The 15890-nt window shown below is 33.2% G+C and carries 12 protein-coding genes, 1 other RNA gene and 5 pseudogenes; 11 read left to right on the forward strand and 7 right to left on the reverse strand.

Annotated elements, in window-relative coordinates; translation table 11 throughout:
* Positions 1 to 190: 190 nt before the first annotated feature.
* Both WGMM_RS06930 and WGMM_RS04555 read left to right on the forward strand, forming a co-directional pair.
* Positions 191 to 319: pseudogene (locus WGMM_RS06930) on the forward strand (WPE palindromic element domain-containing protein); the annotation flags it as partial.
* Positions 320 to 528: 209 nt separating this feature from the next.
* Complete coding sequence (locus WGMM_RS04555) at positions 529 to 1182, forward strand: glutathione S-transferase family protein (RefSeq protein ID WP_038250735.1); 654 nt, start codon at positions 529 to 531, stop codon at positions 1180 to 1182.
* A gap of 1 nt (position 1183) precedes the next feature.
* Here the strand turns inward: WGMM_RS04555 and WGMM_RS04560 are convergent.
* A pseudogene (locus WGMM_RS04560) lies at positions 1184 to 1831 on the reverse strand (O-methyltransferase).
* 250 nt (positions 1832 to 2081) lie between these two features.
* Here WGMM_RS04560 and WGMM_RS04565 point away from each other — a divergent pair.
* Positions 2082 to 2360, forward strand: a complete 279-nt coding sequence (locus WGMM_RS04565) for a DUF2671 domain-containing protein (RefSeq protein ID WP_006279425.1) — start codon at positions 2082 to 2084, stop codon at positions 2358 to 2360.
* Between the two features lie 29 nt (positions 2361 to 2389).
* On the opposite strand, the gene WGMM_RS04570 is transcribed toward WGMM_RS04565, so the two are convergent.
* The 3 genes from WGMM_RS04570 to ssrS all read right to left on the reverse strand — a co-directional run bounded on the left by WGMM_RS04570 (position 2390) and on the right by ssrS (position 3789).
* Positions 2390 to 3094 (reverse strand): DsbA family protein, encoded by a 705-nt coding sequence (locus WGMM_RS04570; protein WP_038250761.1) that lies wholly within the window; start codon positions 3092 to 3094, stop codon positions 2390 to 2392.
* A 53-nt stretch (positions 3095 to 3147) separates the two neighbouring features.
* Positions 3148 to 3609, reverse strand: a complete 462-nt coding sequence (locus WGMM_RS04575) for a type II toxin-antitoxin system RatA family toxin (protein WP_038250738.1) — start codon at positions 3607 to 3609, stop codon at positions 3148 to 3150.
* A 19-nt stretch (positions 3610 to 3628) separates the two neighbouring features.
* A non-coding RNA gene (ssrS, locus tag WGMM_RS05910) (6S RNA) lies at positions 3629 to 3789 on the reverse strand.
* Positions 3790 to 3906: 117 nt separating this feature from the next.
* On the opposite strand from ssrS, the gene WGMM_RS04580 reads away from it, so the two are divergent.
* Both WGMM_RS04580 and WGMM_RS04585 read left to right on the forward strand, forming a co-directional pair.
* Positions 3907 to 4497: an MlaC/ttg2D family ABC transporter substrate-binding protein gene (locus WGMM_RS04580; RefSeq protein ID WP_081818084.1), complete on the forward strand. Its 591-nt coding sequence runs from the start codon at positions 3907 to 3909 to the stop codon at positions 4495 to 4497.
* The gene (locus WGMM_RS04585; protein ID WP_038250741.1) at positions 4494 to 5786 is read left to right on the forward strand and encodes a bifunctional folylpolyglutamate synthase/dihydrofolate synthase; all 1293 of its coding nucleotides are present in this window, start codon (positions 4494 to 4496) and stop codon (positions 5784 to 5786) included. The genes WGMM_RS04580 and WGMM_RS04585 overlap by 4 nt, the downstream gene beginning before the upstream one ends.
* On the opposite strand, the gene WGMM_RS04590 is transcribed toward WGMM_RS04585, so the two are convergent.
* Complete coding sequence (locus WGMM_RS04590; RefSeq protein ID WP_240991939.1) at positions 5754 to 6782, reverse strand: DnaJ domain-containing protein; 1029 nt, start codon at positions 6780 to 6782, stop codon at positions 5754 to 5756. The two genes, WGMM_RS04585 and WGMM_RS04590, sit on opposite strands and share 33 nt — an antisense overlap.
* A gap of 558 nt (positions 6783 to 7340) precedes the next feature.
* Between WGMM_RS04590 and recA the strand changes: the two genes are divergently transcribed.
* The 6 genes and pseudogenes from recA to plsY all read left to right on the forward strand — a co-directional run bounded on the left by recA (position 7341) and on the right by plsY (position 13601).
* Positions 7341 to 8408, forward strand: a complete 1068-nt coding sequence (gene recA / locus WGMM_RS04595) for a recombinase RecA (RefSeq protein WP_038250748.1) — start codon at positions 7341 to 7343, stop codon at positions 8406 to 8408.
* 187 nt (positions 8409 to 8595) lie between these two features.
* On the forward strand, positions 8596 to 9288 hold the full coding sequence (locus WGMM_RS04600; protein ID WP_038250750.1) for a phosphatidylserine decarboxylase: 693 nt from the start codon (positions 8596 to 8598) through the stop codon (positions 9286 to 9288).
* On the forward strand, positions 9285 to 10055 hold the full coding sequence (locus WGMM_RS04605; protein WP_038250753.1) for a CDP-alcohol phosphatidyltransferase family protein: 771 nt from the start codon (positions 9285 to 9287) through the stop codon (positions 10053 to 10055). Before WGMM_RS04600 ends, WGMM_RS04605 begins: the two co-directional genes overlap by 4 nt.
* A gap of 22 nt (positions 10056 to 10077) precedes the next feature.
* A complete protein-coding gene (locus tag WGMM_RS04610) occupies positions 10078 to 11421 on the forward strand; it encodes an alanine/glycine:cation symporter family protein (protein WP_038250756.1) in 1344 nt (447 codons plus the stop codon).
* Position 11422: 1 nt separating this feature from the next.
* A complete protein-coding gene (locus WGMM_RS04615) occupies positions 11423 to 12880 on the forward strand; it encodes an alanine/glycine:cation symporter family protein (protein WP_038250758.1) in 1458 nt (485 codons plus the stop codon).
* Positions 12881 to 13027: 147 nt separating this feature from the next.
* Positions 13028 to 13601: pseudogene (plsY, locus tag WGMM_RS04620) on the forward strand (glycerol-3-phosphate 1-O-acyltransferase PlsY).
* Here the strand turns inward: plsY and WGMM_RS04625 are convergent.
* A pseudogene (locus tag WGMM_RS04625) lies at positions 13596 to 15417 on the reverse strand (hypothetical protein). The pseudogenes plsY and WGMM_RS04625 sit on opposite strands and share 6 nt — an antisense overlap.
* A gap of 52 nt (positions 15418 to 15469) precedes the next feature.
* A pseudogene (locus WGMM_RS04630) lies at positions 15470 to 15890 on the reverse strand (cation diffusion facilitator family transporter); the annotation flags it as partial.

The following is a 15890-nucleotide window of genomic DNA, read 5'->3' on the forward strand; positions in this document are numbered from 1 at the left end:
GCAACCCAAAAAGGTTCTGATATGGCTGCTTCTTTTCTGATCTGACCAAATTACAGAGTTTTTGCCTGCATACTTTATAAAATATTATACTTTTTTTTTTATTTAGCAAGGTATATCCTATATTAGTCTTATAATTTATATGTTAGACCTTTTGCAACATTACTTTGGAGTAAACAACTGTTACCTAAAATACTCTTCTTCTGTCATCCCAGTGCTTGACTACTTGGATCCAGAAAACTTAATTTTAAATGAATACATCAGGCTGTTGTATAATAAGAACTGGATTCCAGTGTCAAGCACTGGAATGACACCCTTCCGGTGGGAATTGCTCTCAAACTACAATGTTCGTACAGTTATACTGGGATCCAGATATAAAAATATTTGCAAATTATGCAAAGTACAACGGATTCAAGGAGTATATGTTAAAAATAATGTCCATAATAATGTCCATAATGAAATAAGCTGGATGCCAGTATCATGCGCTGGGATGACAATCTATAAGTACTGGGATAATAAAAGAGGAATATTATGATTTTATATCATTTTCCTCTTTGTCCATTTTCACGAAAAGTTATAGCTCTTCTCAAAGAAAAAAAGTTGGGCTGTGATCTAGTGTATGAAAATCCGTGGGAAAAGCGGACTGAATTTATGGAGATCAACCCAACCGGGCAAGTACCAGTATTAATAGATAATAACTTTGTAATAGCGGATAGTAATGCCATTTGTGAATATATAGAAGAGACTTACAATAGCGATATAAAATTACTTGGTTCATCCACTATTATTAAGTCTAAAATACGCGCTCTAATCAATTGGTTCGATAACAAATTTTACAATGAAGTTACTAAGTATATTATGAATGAAAAAGTAATTACTAACCGCAGCCCTGACTCTAGATTTCTTCATGCAGCTCAGCATAACCTGCCTTGCCATATGGAATACATCGAACACTTAATTAACAAGAACGTTTGGCTTGCAACTGATAAGTTCACTTTAGCTGATATTACTTTAGCATCGCATATTTCCGTAATGGATTATGTAAGTAGTTTTCCATGGGAAAAAAGTAAAATTTTAAAAGAATGGTACTCCACTGTTAAATCAAAGCCTTGTTTTCGTGAGATATTATTAGAGAGGATTTCTGGTTTAATCCCTCCTAAACATTATGCTGACCTTGATTTTTAACTTATGTTAGCTTTAAAGCTACAGTCATTCCTTCATCAGTTGGAATCAATATAGAGAAATATTTTTTTCATCTGATAATCTATTATTAAACTCCCTCATGGCATGCCATGATTTTTCTGATACTTCTTTTGGAGGCGATTCTAAAAATACTGTGTTAAACAGTAGAGTGTTATCTGCAACGATTAGCCCATCTTGTTTAATGTATGACTCTGCCCAATCTAAATACTTAGGATAACTACTTTTGTCAGCATCAATAAATATCATGTCAAATGGTGCTTTTGCTGATAATTCATTAATTTTTTCCAGTGCATCGCCTTCTATTAGAGTAATTTTATCACTTAGATTAAAAGCACTTAAAATTTTTTTTGCTATTCTTGAGTGTTGAGGATTATTTTCTATTGTATATATATGACCGTCTTTTAGTAGAGCTTTTGCCATGCAAATCGACGAGTAACCGTATAACGTGCCAATCTCAACAATACTTTTGATTTTTTGGATTTTTATAAATAAACTTAATAGCTTTCCTTCTTCAGGGCCAATTTGAATATGTTGCTTTTTTTCAAGAATACAATATTCTTCTATTTTTTTATATTCTTTTGCAAATAGATTTCTCATGTATGACAATTTTATACTAAAAATTATTACGCATATATTATAAATTAGGGAGACTTAATTCATACACAATTTATAAATATAATAATATAGTTTAAAATAATAAAAACATTTATTTTAAGTTATTATTTCATAGTATAAAATTTTAAGTGACAAAAATTATTATATATCGTACTATAGTTAACTAGTATAATAAACGGTCGATTATTATGCTAGAATTAAAGGGATTGTTTATGCGCATTTCTCTTTTTAAAATATAATTTTTATAATCAATTAGAGGGGGTTATATGTCTTATACTATTGCTGGTGAAGTTGAAACGTTAAACAAAAAATCTAACAAGAATGAAGGGGTTATGTTACTACATAATCCAGCTTATCGTGAAAAGTATAAAGAACGTTTTGATGAAGCTCAGAGAAAAGTTATGGATATGGTTCAGTTTTATGATGGGACAATAGTATTAATAGAGAATAAAATCGCTATGTATTACTACACTTGGCACAGTAAAAAAAGAGAGTTTGAGCGTAAAAAACAACAAACAGTAGTGAAAAACAATGACTCAGCATAGAGTCTTTTATATGGTAAGCTACAGTGGTATTACTTCACTATAGCTTTTCCATATAATTCATCTATCACATTAGTGAAATATTTCAGCTCTTTATACCCTCCATGTTTAACTTTATTATGCTCTATATATGATTTATCATCGTTAAGCTTGATGAAAAATATTGGAGTGGCTGTGATACCAAGTTTATTAATTGCCAGTGATTTATCATTTACGATTTTATCCATTATTTTCTTATCATTAATGCATTGGTTAAATGCATCTTGCTTTAAGTTGCTTAGTGCAGCAATTCTTTGTAGTAAAGTCAAATCACTTAAATTGTAGTAATTCCACGAATCTATTGAGTTAAAAACAGCTTTGTTAAAATTAAAATAGTCTTCTTGTTTTTCGTAGCAATGACTCAGCATTGCAGCCTTTAGCCCTCTGTAATCCAAAGGAAAATGACGAAATATATATAACATCTTACCTGTGTCTACATATTTCTCTTTAATTTTAGGAAAAACATTCCTATGAAAAAGAGAGCAGTGATAACAAGTTAATGAAGCATATTCTATCATTAGAATTGGTGCTTTTGGCTCTCCTAATAATTTATCATTAGGTAATGGCGATAATAGCTCATTTGATGCTATTTCATTGGGTTTTTTTTGAATGTATTGGTTATCGGATAAATCTTGCTTAACAACTGCATAAGAATTAACACTTATGAAAATTAATAAAAACAATAGTCTAAAAATCATTACAATATAAACACTTAACTTACTAAAAAAATTATACATTTATATTAATAATGTCAAGATAACTTTTGTTTAGCAAGGCTTTCAGCCCTATCTTTAAATGCAGCAATTATTTTACTTTGTGTATACTTATATACTGAGTTTAATAAAGTGGAAAATGAGTTGGACTTAAACTTAAACTCTATATAAAACTTTACCATAGTTTTATTTTCATCTATGGGAATGAATTGCCATTCATTGTATAGATGTTTAAATATTCCATTTGATGTTACAGCTTTTATCCAACCTTCATTTGTTCCACTTGGAGAAAGAGAAGTAACTTCTGATGTATATCTACCTTTAATTCCATGAAAAGCTGCGAGGAGATCCACAACCATTTGGTTGTTAATTTTTTCTTTTATATAAACGGCTTTGCACCAAGGAACAAAATCAGGATACCTTTCAACATCAATTACAATTTGGAATACTTCATTAGGCAAACATAGGAAAACACCCTGTTCTTTGTATTGATGAAGCATAAATGTTAAACCAATCAAAATAGGATCCGTATCTACCGTCAGCCTTAGTAGACTCCTGAGACTAAAGTTAAGGTGGGCATCGCGTATTAATTTCAACGAAATTAACAGAGGCAATTCCCTTGACTAGAAATTATCGCTCGGGAAATTTAACTTAACTCATAACGCATAGAACAGACCCCTAATTAAATTGTAGATGATTTATGCAAGGTGTGTCTATAGATATATTAAAGCTAGCGATTATTATTTAATCTTTATTAAACTTTGCATTCTAAGTATCATAGCTAATAAATATATCTTATGAACATTACTAAAGTTTTAACTATCGTTGTTTTTATTGTAATTTCTTCAAGTGCTTACACTAATTGTACAGATCACAAAATTTTTGTGCATACTATGAAGCAACAAGTGGATGGTGTATCTACAAAGGAGAATAAAAAAAACCGGGAATGTGTGCAAAAAAAGCTTCAGGAGGTCATTCAAAACAATGTTAACCTCAAAGGAATATCGCAATTCGTCATAGGGAAACATTGGGCTTTAGTTAAACAAAAAGGAAAAGAAGATTTTTTAAGAGAGTATGAAGTGTATCTTACGCGTTTGTGCGTTAAAATTTTATATAAATACATGCATGATAGTGCAATGATCATAATGAGTACAAAAGCAGTTGACGATGAAACTTGCTTAATTGGTACAAGATTTTCTTACGGTGATGAAGAATCTACAAATATTGATTTTAAAGTTACTAAAAATAACAGTTCTTTCTTGATAAGTGATGTTGTAATGAGTGGAATAAGTATTGCTATTAATCAACGTTATCAATTTAGTGAAAAAATCGACACACATGGCATAGCAAGTGTGATAGATGAATTAAAATGTAACAACAATCTATGATATATATGCCTCATTGGCCTAAGCCACTTGGTAGCAGGCCGAATGATTTTTCTCTTGATCGCATAAAAGGCTTTCTTAGCAAACTAGATAACCCCGAGAAAAAAATGCCTCCCGCAATTCATATAGCTGGAACTAATGGGAAAGGCTCAACACTAGCATTTATAAGATATATAATGCAAGCAGCAGGGTATAAGGTACACGCATACACTTCTCCACATTTAGTGAGTTTTAATGAGAGGATAGTGATAGCCGGCAGCTATATCGACGATAATGAATTATATAGCTTATTAGAAGAATGTCGTGCAGTAATTGCAGAACAACCTATCACTCTGTTTGAAGCTGCAACTATTGCAGCTTTTTTAGCTTTTTCTCGTCATAAAGCCGATATAACTTTAGTTGAAGTGGATATGGGTGGAAGGCTTGATGCAACAAATGTTATAGATAATCCGATTTTAACAATAATTACTTCCATTGCACTTGATCATACGGAATATCTTGGCCCTACTGTAGAAATTGTAGCAGGTGAAAAGGCTGGAATAATGAAACCTAATGTTCCTTGCGTAATAGCACCGCAAGAAAAATCTATAGTGAACACGCTAGAACACCACGCAATAAATAAGAAATCTCCCTTGTATAGAGGAGGTCTTGAATGGAATTGCAAAAAAAAAGAAAACAACAAAATGGTTTTTCAATCAGCTATTCAATCAATAGAATTTCCTTTGCCATCTTTAAAGGGTGATCATCAGGTGATTAATGCAGGCAATGCTATTGCAGCATGTAGTATTTTAAGTGGAAAGTATGAATTTGATATTGGAGAAGAGGATATCACTTCAGGTTTACAGTGCACTTATTGGCCTGCACGGCTAGAGTCTATAAAAGAAGGTAATTTAATTTTCCTACTACCGAAAGATTGGCAATTGTTTTTAGATGGTGCACACAATAATGATGGTGCTAGAGTACTATCTCAGTGGGTAAAAGATAATTTTGCTGAAGGTATTTATATGGTTTTTGGTGTTACTAGTAACAGAAATGTGGAAGAGTTCTTAGAGCACTTAAAGCCATATATCAAGCTACTATGTGCGGTTTGTGTTAAGTCTGAACCTAAAGCAACAAATACAAATTTGATTAGGGAAAAAGCCAATAACATAGGAATAAAAGCAGTTGAATGTGAATCAATTGGCGATGCAATATCAAATCACATATTAAAAGCCTCTACCCAAAACGTCAAAACCATACTAATCTGTGGCTCATTGTTCCTAGCTAGAGACTTCGCTATGGAGAATAGCTAACTTTGATGATATTAACTGACCGATGGGGAAATAACTTTGATTGCTCATAGTACTGCTTGGCTTTTCGTTATCGACTTCTATAAACTGATCATCACCTTTAAATTGCTCCTCAATTGAATTTATAGCTGTCTTTTTGAGAATATAATTACTTGCAGCATTTAAAATAGGTGAAGTAACAATTAAAAGCGTGAATGGTAATGAAAGTAATAAGCCGGATGACATCATAGAGTTAGTTATACCAAAGCCGTTGGCAACTAAATCTAATCCCACACCGAAAAACATTAAAGATGTACAGATTGTGTTGCTCAAAATAACTGAATTTTTTAGCCACTTTAATTTAGTCCTATCACTCTTTGAAAAATTTTCGCATTCTTGGTCAAAGTTAAACAATAATAAAATATTAGTCTGATGATTAAACTCTTTCCCATTTCTAGTATAAATGCTCTTAACAGCTAGACTCAAAATAGATCCTGCTAACAAGGGAGCAAGAAAACCTACTGCTATTGGTACATTAGAAGAAATACCATTAATTATTAAAAATGCAATTGATGTGAAGGATACTAAAAGAACTCCTAAGAGATTTGAATAAGAAGAATATTTTACATAAGCAGTTACATTATTGTTAATTGACTGCTGCTTATTATAGAGTTTATTTCTGCACTTATCATCTAAGTATTTTTGCAATTCTTCATAACTGCGACTCCACAACTTACCGCGTAATTCTTTTATTAAATTATTTCTTTTATTGAGACCTTTCTCCAATGGCTCTATTATAAATTCTTCAAAAAATGGCTTATTTAATGCAACAATCTTAAATTTCTCCTCCTCTTCTTTATTGTTTGGGTTTTTATCTGAGTGATATTTTAACGATAATTTACGGTATTGTTGACTAAGCTTTTTCTTAATATTCTTAATGTCAGAATTTACCACATCCTCCTTTTGAATATTAAATGTTAAAAACAACTGCTTTAAAGCGTGGTACTCATTTTCATTCAAAACATTTCTAGCCACATTACACCTACAAATTAACTAACTATTAATGTTCTATAATATACATATTTCCAAACTATGTCAATTATTTCATAAATATCTTTGGTAAAAATTATTTCTGTTATGACTAGCATGATAAGTGTATGAAGCGACTAAAATTGTCATTACAGCGCTTAGTGTACGACAGTGCTCCAACATTTAGGGTTGCAGTTTTCATGGCAGATCTGAGTAGCTGACCCATCTAAGAGGTGTCATTCAAGTAGCTGACACTGGAATGGCTTTGTTGCATCGCACCTTATACGGTAGTAATTTACAATAAATTCATGTAGCCATTTCGAATTTAGTCATTTCAGTGTTGGCTACTTGGATGACACCACCTGCTATGCTGCAAATTGCAACGTCCGTACACTAAAGTATAGTGTGTTACTAACGAAGGCAAACAAATATCTGCTTTATGAAAACGTTAATATTTTTCATTGAAATAATACATAAATACTAGAAAAACCTTGGCAGGTTATTCGCGTTTGATTATCATAGAGAATTATGTAAATTAATAAATGATCTATGGCAAGTAACCCAGAAGAAAGAAATAGTGATAAACAAAAAGCGCTAGATAACGCAATAAGCCAGATTGAAAAAGCATTCGGTAAAGGTGCAATAATGAAGTTGAAGCAAAACCTTGTAGAAAAAATAGACACAATATCCACAGGATCAATTGCGCTTGATTCGGCTCTAGGTGTTGGAGGTCTGCCAAAAGGGCGTATAATTGAAATATTTGGCCCCGAGAGTTCTGGTAAAACCACTCTTGCCTTGCACGTGATTGCTGAAGCACAAAAAAAAGGAGGATCATGCGCATTTATCGATGCAGAACATGCATTGGATGTCTTATATGCTCGTAAACTTGGGGTAATCACTGATGATTTAGTGATTTCACAACCAGACACTGGAGAGCAGGCGTTGCATATTGTTGAGTATTTAGTGTGTTCTGGTGCGGTTGATGTGATAGTTATTGACTCTGTCGCAGCATTAACTCCGAGAGCTGAAATTGAAGGTGATATGGGTGATCAACATATGGGGCTGCAAGCAAGGCTTCTAAGTCATGGGCTACGGAAACTAACCTCTGCCGTTTCAAAAGCGAACTGTATATTGGTATTTATTAATCAAATTCGTATGAAAATAGGAGCAGTGTGTGGAAATCCTGAAACTACCACGGGTGGAAATGCATTAAAATTCTATACTTCTGTAAGGCTTGATATAAGAAAAGTTGGTGTAATAAAAGACAAAGAAAATATTACAGGTAATGAAACAAGAGTTAAAGTTGTAAAAAATAAAGTTGCTCCTCCATTTAGAGAAGCGAAATTTGATATAATGTACAATGAAGGTATATCAAAACTCGGAGAAATAATAGATATGGGAGCAAAGCTTGGTGTGCTTGAAAAAGCAGGCGCTTACTATTCATATAACAACACACGTCTTGGGCAAGGAAGAGAGAATGTAAAAACTTACCTAAAAACAAACAAAGAAGTCGCAAATGAAATAGAAACGAAAATCAGAGATTTACTCAGAAATCATGATAATTCTATCATAATAGACGAGGATAGTGAGCAACTTTTCGAAGAATCAGTTTTCTGATCTAAACTTAGGCATTAGATTTTGTGTTGGACGGGTTGTTACAGTATGACGGTAATTCTATGTGCTAATATAACAATCTGTAATGTTACCTTGTATCAAAAAGACTTTGCTGAAGCAGTTAAAAAAAGCTTTTCATGAGAAATTATAAATGATAAATTGTTAACAATAGGTTATTGTTAATAAGATTATGTGTTTTGGTTTACCTAATATAAACAGGGAAGGTTATTCATTTATAGTAGTTTCCTTTATAGTAACGTGTATAGCATTCTCTATATCTTGGGGGTTTGGCGTTACGTGCTTGTTTCCGACATTATTGTGTACTTATTTCTTTCGTGATCCAGCAAGGGCTGTGCCAAACAATAAGAATCTTATATTAAGTCCTGCTGATGGTGTGATTTCAAAAATTGAAGAAGTTAATTATCCTTTATCAGCAGAAAACGGAGAGGAGAAGAAGTTTACGCTTGTTAGCATATTTTTAAGTGTTTTGAACGTCCATGTGAACCGTATACCAATATCTGGTACGATAAAGGAAATGAGTTATAAAAAAGGCAAATTTGTATCCGCAATGAGCAATAGGTCTAGTAATGAAAATGAAAAGCAGGTTATTGTAATTGAATACGAAAAGGGGAAAGAAATTATTGTGGAGCAAATAGCTGGATTAATTGCACGTCGTATCGTTTGTAATTTAGGAATATCCCAGAACGTAAAAGCAGGTGAAAGGTTTGGAATTATAAGGTTTGGCAGTAGAGTGAATATCTATGTTCCTGCTGGTACAGAAGTCAGAGTTTCAGAAGGGCAAACTGTTATTGGTGGTGAAACAATTATAGCAAATTTAAATAAGGAAAACGTTCAAGAGAAGCTTACTTTTGACGTTATATGAATAACAATGGAAGTAACAGTAGATTCTTACCTATTACTAAATTATTCCCAAACTTTATAACTTTATTGGGTTTATGTTCTGGTCTCACTTCACTTAAATTTACATTTAATGAACAATGGGAATTCTCAGTAATTTTTATCATCATTGCAGCAATAATAGATGGAATGGATGGCAGAATAGCTAGAATTCTAAAATCAACTAGCGATTTTGGAGCCCAGCTTGATTCTTTTGCAGATTTTCTAAATTTTGGTGCAGCGCCTGCATTTCTTTTGTATTTTTGGAAGCTAAACGAAATCAAAGTCATAGGTTGGATTTTAGTAATGATATACGTAATCTGCATATCAATAAGACTTGCAAGATTTAATGTTTCGCTACACTCAGGACAACCATACTGGGAAAAATTTTTCTTTTCTGGTGTTCCAGCTCTAGTGTGTGCTTTACTTTCTTTGTTACCAATAATTATTACCTTTCAATCTCATGAGAGTGAATACTTACTTCTCATACAGCGATTTTTTAACACAAGAAACGTAGCTTGTTACTTTCTGGCCATTTCATTTTTTTCGATAAGTCACATTCCAACTTTCTCTGCAAAATATATTTATATTCCCAAAAGCCTATCCTATATATTTGTGTCATTTTTTGGAGTACTTATGGTATTTTTCATCAGTAAGCCCTGGATGACTCTACCAATTTTAGGTATAGTGTATACACTTACTATTCCAATAAGCATCGGGTTTTACATATATTTTAGATATAAAACTCGTTAGCTAACAAAAAATAGAAAACTGCATGATTTTGAAGATAAGTGAACTATTAAATTCATTTCTGTATATAAAGATATTCAACATTCCATTTATAATTATTTGGGTAATTGCAACTGGAATCTTTTGTACTGCCCAGTTCAAATTCATTAACTTTAGGGTACTTAAATATGGAATACAGACGCTATTCAATCTAAAGTGTAATAACAGCAACAATGGCATAATAACTCATATTCAAGCGTTTGCAACAGTAATTTCAGGAACAGTTGGTCTTGGAACAATATCAGGAGTTGCAATAGCTATCACAATAGGGGGCCCAAGTACAGTTTTTTGGATGGTAATTACCGGAATACTTGGTATGTCGATAAAGTTTGCCGAGGTGGTGCTTGCATTTACTTATCGCTCTGAAAATACAACTGGCGGGGCTTTTTATTACATGAAGTACGGGCTTGCAAAAATTGGATTTGCAAAAACTGGTAGATTTCTTGCCTTCACTTATGCGATTATGCTACTTATTGCAATGATTTTGGGCGGTATACCATTTCAAGCAAATCAAATAGCAGCACTATCAAATAACCTCCTAGAATACAACGCATCCATTATTATATCCCTGCTTGTCTTTATTGTAATATTGGGAGGAATAAAGCGCATTGCTTTCGTTTCAACGAGCTTAGCACCAATTATGATAGTGCTATATGTGGGTATGTGTATATATTTAATTTATGTAAACGGAAGTAATTTGCTGAATGCTCTATCCATAATATTCCAAGATATCTTCAATAAATCAGCTATAGGAAGCGGAGTATTGAGCGGATTAATAGCCGGAGTGAGAAGATCAGTGTTTGCTAACGAAGCAGGTACCGGAACAGCAGCTATAGCACATTCAGCTGTAAAAGAAGAAGATCCAATTAAAGTTGGGTGCGTTGCAATGATTGCACCACTTATAGACACAATATTAATCTCATTTTTGACTGGTATTGTGATAATTATCACTGGTATGCATAGCACTGATAACGTGGGTGATATTACACTAATTAGTTCGATATTTTCAACAGCTTTGCCCTTGTTCAGCAAGTTAGTTTTTCCGCTAATGATGTTTTCCTTTGCATTTTCCACAATAATAGCTTATTGTTACTACTGTGAAGTTGCTTTGCTGTATTTATTTGGTAGTAAAAAAATACTGATGCCGTTCCAAATTCTTATAGTGGTTTCAGTGTATATCAGCTGTATGTCAAAGAATATAGAATTTATATCTTGTCTAGGTGACAGTTTGTTTATGTGCCTTATGATTCCAAATGCTGTTGCAATATATCTACTAAGAAGGGAAGTTTTGAATACAATAGATTCTTATTACAATTCTAAAGGGTGTTAACATGATTTATAGATTGCTTTGTATGGTGTTATTTTGCCTATTGTTTAATGATGTGTACGCTGCTTCAGGTTTTTACGAAAGTTATGACGCTGTGTTGAACGGAATAAATAATTTCATGAATGAAGTACTGTTTTTCAAGATCCTTTACGTGCCATTTATAATCTTTCTACTAGTTTTTGGTTATGTGTTTCTAACATTACGGTTTGGATTTCTCAACATAAGAATGTTTAAGCATGCATTTGCTATTTTATGTGGAAAATATGACACGAATCACCATGATGGTCATATTACGCATTTTCAGGCATTTATGACTGCACTTTCAAGCACAGTAGGTCTTGGAACTGTTGCTGGAGTCACAATTGCAGTTTCAATGGGAGGGCCAGGAGCGGTGCCTTGGATGATGATTACAGGTTTTTTTGGTATGTCAGCAAAATTTGCTGAGGTAACGTTGGCGTTTAGACATAGAACAGAAGATCAGGACCAATTGTTTAGTGGTCCCTTTCAGTATATAAGGAATGGTCTGGAGGAATTTGGATTTAAAAAACTTGGTATTGTGCTGGCTGCCATGTATGCAGTATTCTTTGTATTATCAGGTCTTGGTGGAAGTGTAGCGTTTCAAACCAATCAAATGGTTTCAATATTATCTGGCTATTCAAGTTGGGTAGATGGTCACTCTTGGTTTCTTTCTTCCATAATCTCTGCGCTGCTTGCTCTAGTGATTATTGGCGGAATTAAAAGGATAGCTAGAGTATCTTCTGCACTAGTGCCTATTATGTCACTCTTTAGTTGTATTATTATTATTACATTTAATATTCATAACCTTGGTTATACGTTAAAAATATTATTTTCCACTATGATAGATTTCAATGCTGTTGGTGGAGGGATGGTAGGAGCATTTGTTACTGGAATTCAAATGGCAATCTTTGCCAGCGAAGCGGGTGTTGGTTCTGCTTCAATTACTCATGCAACAACTAAAGATGAAGAACCAGTAAGAACTGGGCTTGTTGCTATGATAGAACCATGCTTTGACACAATGTTAATTTGCTGTTTAACGGGAATAACAATAGTAATAACAGGTGCATACCAGACTAGTGTTGGTGAAGGGATATTAATTACTCAAAAGGCATTTGAGACAGTTTCTCCATGGTTTCCTATACTTTTAACCATAGCTGCACCTTTGTTTGCATTTTCTTCGGTAATTTCATTTGTATATTGTTGTGAAATGGGGTGGTTATATTTGTTTGGTGCAAAAAGTATAGTGATGTATCGCATAGCGGTAATAATTGTGGCGTTTTTCTCTGGCCTTTCTAAAGACATAATGGCTATTGCTAATATTGGCGGAACTTTATTCTCTTGTTTAGCTCTTATCAACATGACAGCGCTTATACTGTTTAGTAATCAGATTAACGAGGAAGTTCAGTGCTACCTAAAAAGGCTGAGGAATAATAAAATCAATTAAATTTTGGCATATGCGGAGAGGTATAGCTATAATAAGTAAGATTTCCCTACGTCATACCGCGATTTATTCGCGGTATCTCAGCATAGATCCCGCTAACAAGCAGCGGGATGACGAAATTTTGCGATTATTAATCAGTAAATTTTACCTGTGTTAGTTATAGTCCTTACACTATCCTACATACTCGGTTCAATACCGTTTAGCTTAATTATTACAAGAATAAAAGGGATAAACTTAAGAGAAGTAGGTTCAGGAAACATTGGTGCTACAAACGTTGCAAGGACGGGAAATAAATTTCTTGCTGCTTTGGCATTATTTCTGGATTCCTTTAAGGGATTTATTGCCGTTTATATAGCACAACAATTTTGTGATAATAACGATTTTTATATATATGTATCTGCAATTTTAGCAGTTTTAGGACACATGTTTCCTATTTGGCTAAAATTCAGTGGAGGAAAGGGCGTTGCAACCACTCTAGGGATACTGATAGCATTTAGCATTGATATTACTTTAGTATTCGTAATAATTTGGATAATAGTCTTTCTTGCCTTTAGATACTCTTCCCTTGCTTCACTCAGTGCTACTTCAACGGCTGTAGCATGGTCCTTTTTTTTTTCAGAGGAATTTGTTCTTAACATTACTAATTATAGGAGCACTGGTCTTCCTAAAACACCACAGAAATATTGTGAATCTTCTGCAAGGTAAGGAAAATAAATTTTTATAAGTGTGCTGACTCTGTTGCTATATTACTAACAGATACTTCATGCGAGAAACGACTTGAGACTACTTTTTCTACTTCTTTTATCATTTCTTCCATGTTTTTTCCACTTTTCTTACATGCATCATCAAGTGCTAATTTTAGTTTACGTATATCATTCTCTTCTAGCATCTTATTCATTTCTTTTCGTTTAATCTCTAATTTTTTTAGTAAGATGTTCTCCATTATCTCTCTCTCATCACCTTCATACTGGCCACTCAGTCTGCTATATGCAATGCAACACTTCTTTTCTCGCGGCAAGGTTGACAGACCCCGCAATGTAACATCCACTTGAACTTCTATAGAGTTAACTTCCCTAGCCTTTTCAGCAGCTTCTGACCTAAATTTCTCAACTTCTCCTATTATTATTTTGTTAGCTATTCTTTTAGCTCCATCCAAAGATGAATCCTTGAGAGAAAAATCTGTCTCGAGTAGATCTCGATTTAATAGCTCTAAGAATACTTTTTTTCCGATGTTTTCGAGTAAACTTTCTTGGTCACCTAAACCATGCTCCTGCAGTTTATTTCTCATGTGCTGAACCAGCTCACAACATTGTAATTTATTTAACTTTATAGAGCTAATATTTTTCATTAATGTCAGCACAATTTGTTCACTATATTGAGAAGTAATACTCAATAATTTTCTCATTGAAGGAATACTTACTTCTGAAATAAAATCATCAACTATTTTTTGACTTTCATCATCTTCATAACCATTTTGAACGTCATACCAAGCCTTAAAAATTTCTTTATTGTTTTTCTTGTTTTTTAACCTGTCTAACATGAACTTACGTGCTTCATTTTGTGCTCCTGGAAGTAATATTTGCCTAGGAGGAGTAAATCTAATTTCTGGATCAGGATGAATACCCTCTAGTGTGCTTAACATTCTATAGATAATACCGGTGAAGCAAGTGTTAGGAACTCGCTCTTTTCTAGAGAAAGTTTGGCTATCAAGCAAATTTGTAATTAACGCGTCTTTTTTATTTTTTACAGCTTCTCTGTCTCCATCATTGCAGGCTTTCAGAACTAAAAGTAAAATCCGTCCACCTGTAAAGCGGGAGCTATACTTTTGATCATCTTTGCAAAAGTCATTTAAAAATGTAATTACCCTTCCTTTATCCTCATCACTAAATTGACGATAATTAAGTTCATTTAAATCATTTATATATTCAATAAATTGCTTAAATTCTCTATCATTAATAACGTCTTCGGATACTTTTTCACCATACTTATCTTTTAATTTATCAATATTTTTAATGATATCATCATTTAATTGATGGGGCAGTAAATGTTCAAGCTTAACATCAAAACTATTAACCATACCACGTAAATTCTCTTTTATACCTTCCAAAAAGAAATTTATAGAAGCTTTAAGCAGCGTAAATGGGTTAAAATCTTTTGGCCTTAGTTCACTCTGCAATAAAATTAATAGCATTGTAAGTGGTATAGTTCCCAGTAACGAAATAAGCAAGAAAGTGGTAGTGAAAGTTAGATATGTTATGAAAGCAGAAAACAAGAGGAAGGCTGTTACCTTGATTGTATTGTTCTTAAAAAATATTTCCCAATATTCCCTTTTGCTCATTTTTTGCTGTTTTGCCGTTTTTATTTCTTTGTAGATATAAAGAGTTTTAATTTCAGACCTGAAAAATATAGTACCAAGAGAAAAAAGAACATTAACGGGATTAGTGATAATGCTTAAAGAAACAAAAGTTGACAAAATAACTAACAAACTTTAGCTTGCTAGATTCCTTTGAAGGAAATTGTATTTGAGAAATTCCTATCATAGCCTACCTTTGACATCATTACACTCTAGTAATAGCATAATAATTTAAAACGTCAATGTTTAAGTATTTTATTATCCGCACACTCATCGTATTCGATCTCGACTGTAGAGTGTGCTATCTCGAACCTATTTAGTAGTATTTTTTTATCTCATACAAAATATCAGTGTGTTGTGCATCTTGCTTTACTTTGGCATGCATGGTAATTACAAAATAATTATCAGACAGTGACCATGCATGTATGTGGTGCACATCTATCACTTCAGGTAATTCTGATGTGATCTTACTTTTTATTTCCTCAGTAGATATCCCTTCAGGTGTACCTTCAAGAAGTATGTGGCAAGAATTCTTTAGAATTTTGTAGCCACTATTCAAAATGATTACACTGACAAATACCGATAAAATCGGATCCACCATTTGCCATCCAGTAAACATGATAATTATGGATGCAAGTATAGCAGCTACAGAACCTAAAA

This window comes from Wolbachia endosymbiont of Glossina morsitans morsitans (assembly GCF_000689175.1).
GTDB lineage: Bacteria > Pseudomonadota > Alphaproteobacteria > Rickettsiales > Anaplasmataceae > Wolbachia > Wolbachia pipientis.

Bases quoted from the DNA above. Each gene is read 5' to 3' on its own strand.
- WGMM_RS04555 (WP_038250735.1), top strand. From the start codon at position 529: ATGATTTTATATCATTTTCCTCTTTGTCCATTTTCACGAAAAGTTATA.
- WGMM_RS04565 (WP_006279425.1), top strand. From the start codon at position 2,082: ATGTCTTATACTATTGCTGGTGAAGTTGAAACGTTAAACAAAAAATCT.
- WGMM_RS04570 (WP_038250761.1), bottom strand. From the start codon at position 3,094: ATGATTTTTAGACTATTGTTTTTATTAATTTTCATAAGTGTTAATTCT.
- WGMM_RS04575 (WP_038250738.1), bottom strand. From the start codon at position 3,609: ATGCTTCATCAATACAAAGAACAGGGTGTTTTCCTATGTTTGCCTAAT.
- WGMM_RS04580 (WP_081818084.1), top strand. From the start codon at position 3,907: ATGAACATTACTAAAGTTTTAACTATCGTTGTTTTTATTGTAATTTCT.
- WGMM_RS04585 (WP_038250741.1), top strand. From the start codon at position 4,494: ATGATATATATGCCTCATTGGCCTAAGCCACTTGGTAGCAGGCCGAAT.
- recA (WP_038250748.1), top strand. From the start codon at position 7,341: ATGGCAAGTAACCCAGAAGAAAGAAATAGTGATAAACAAAAAGCGCTA.
- WGMM_RS04600 (WP_038250750.1), top strand. From the start codon at position 8,596: ATGTGTTTTGGTTTACCTAATATAAACAGGGAAGGTTATTCATTTATA.
- WGMM_RS04605 (WP_038250753.1), top strand. From the start codon at position 9,285: ATGAATAACAATGGAAGTAACAGTAGATTCTTACCTATTACTAAATTA.
- WGMM_RS04610 (WP_038250756.1), top strand. From the start codon at position 10,078: ATGATTTTGAAGATAAGTGAACTATTAAATTCATTTCTGTATATAAAG.
- WGMM_RS04615 (WP_038250758.1), top strand. From the start codon at position 11,423: ATGATTTATAGATTGCTTTGTATGGTGTTATTTTGCCTATTGTTTAAT.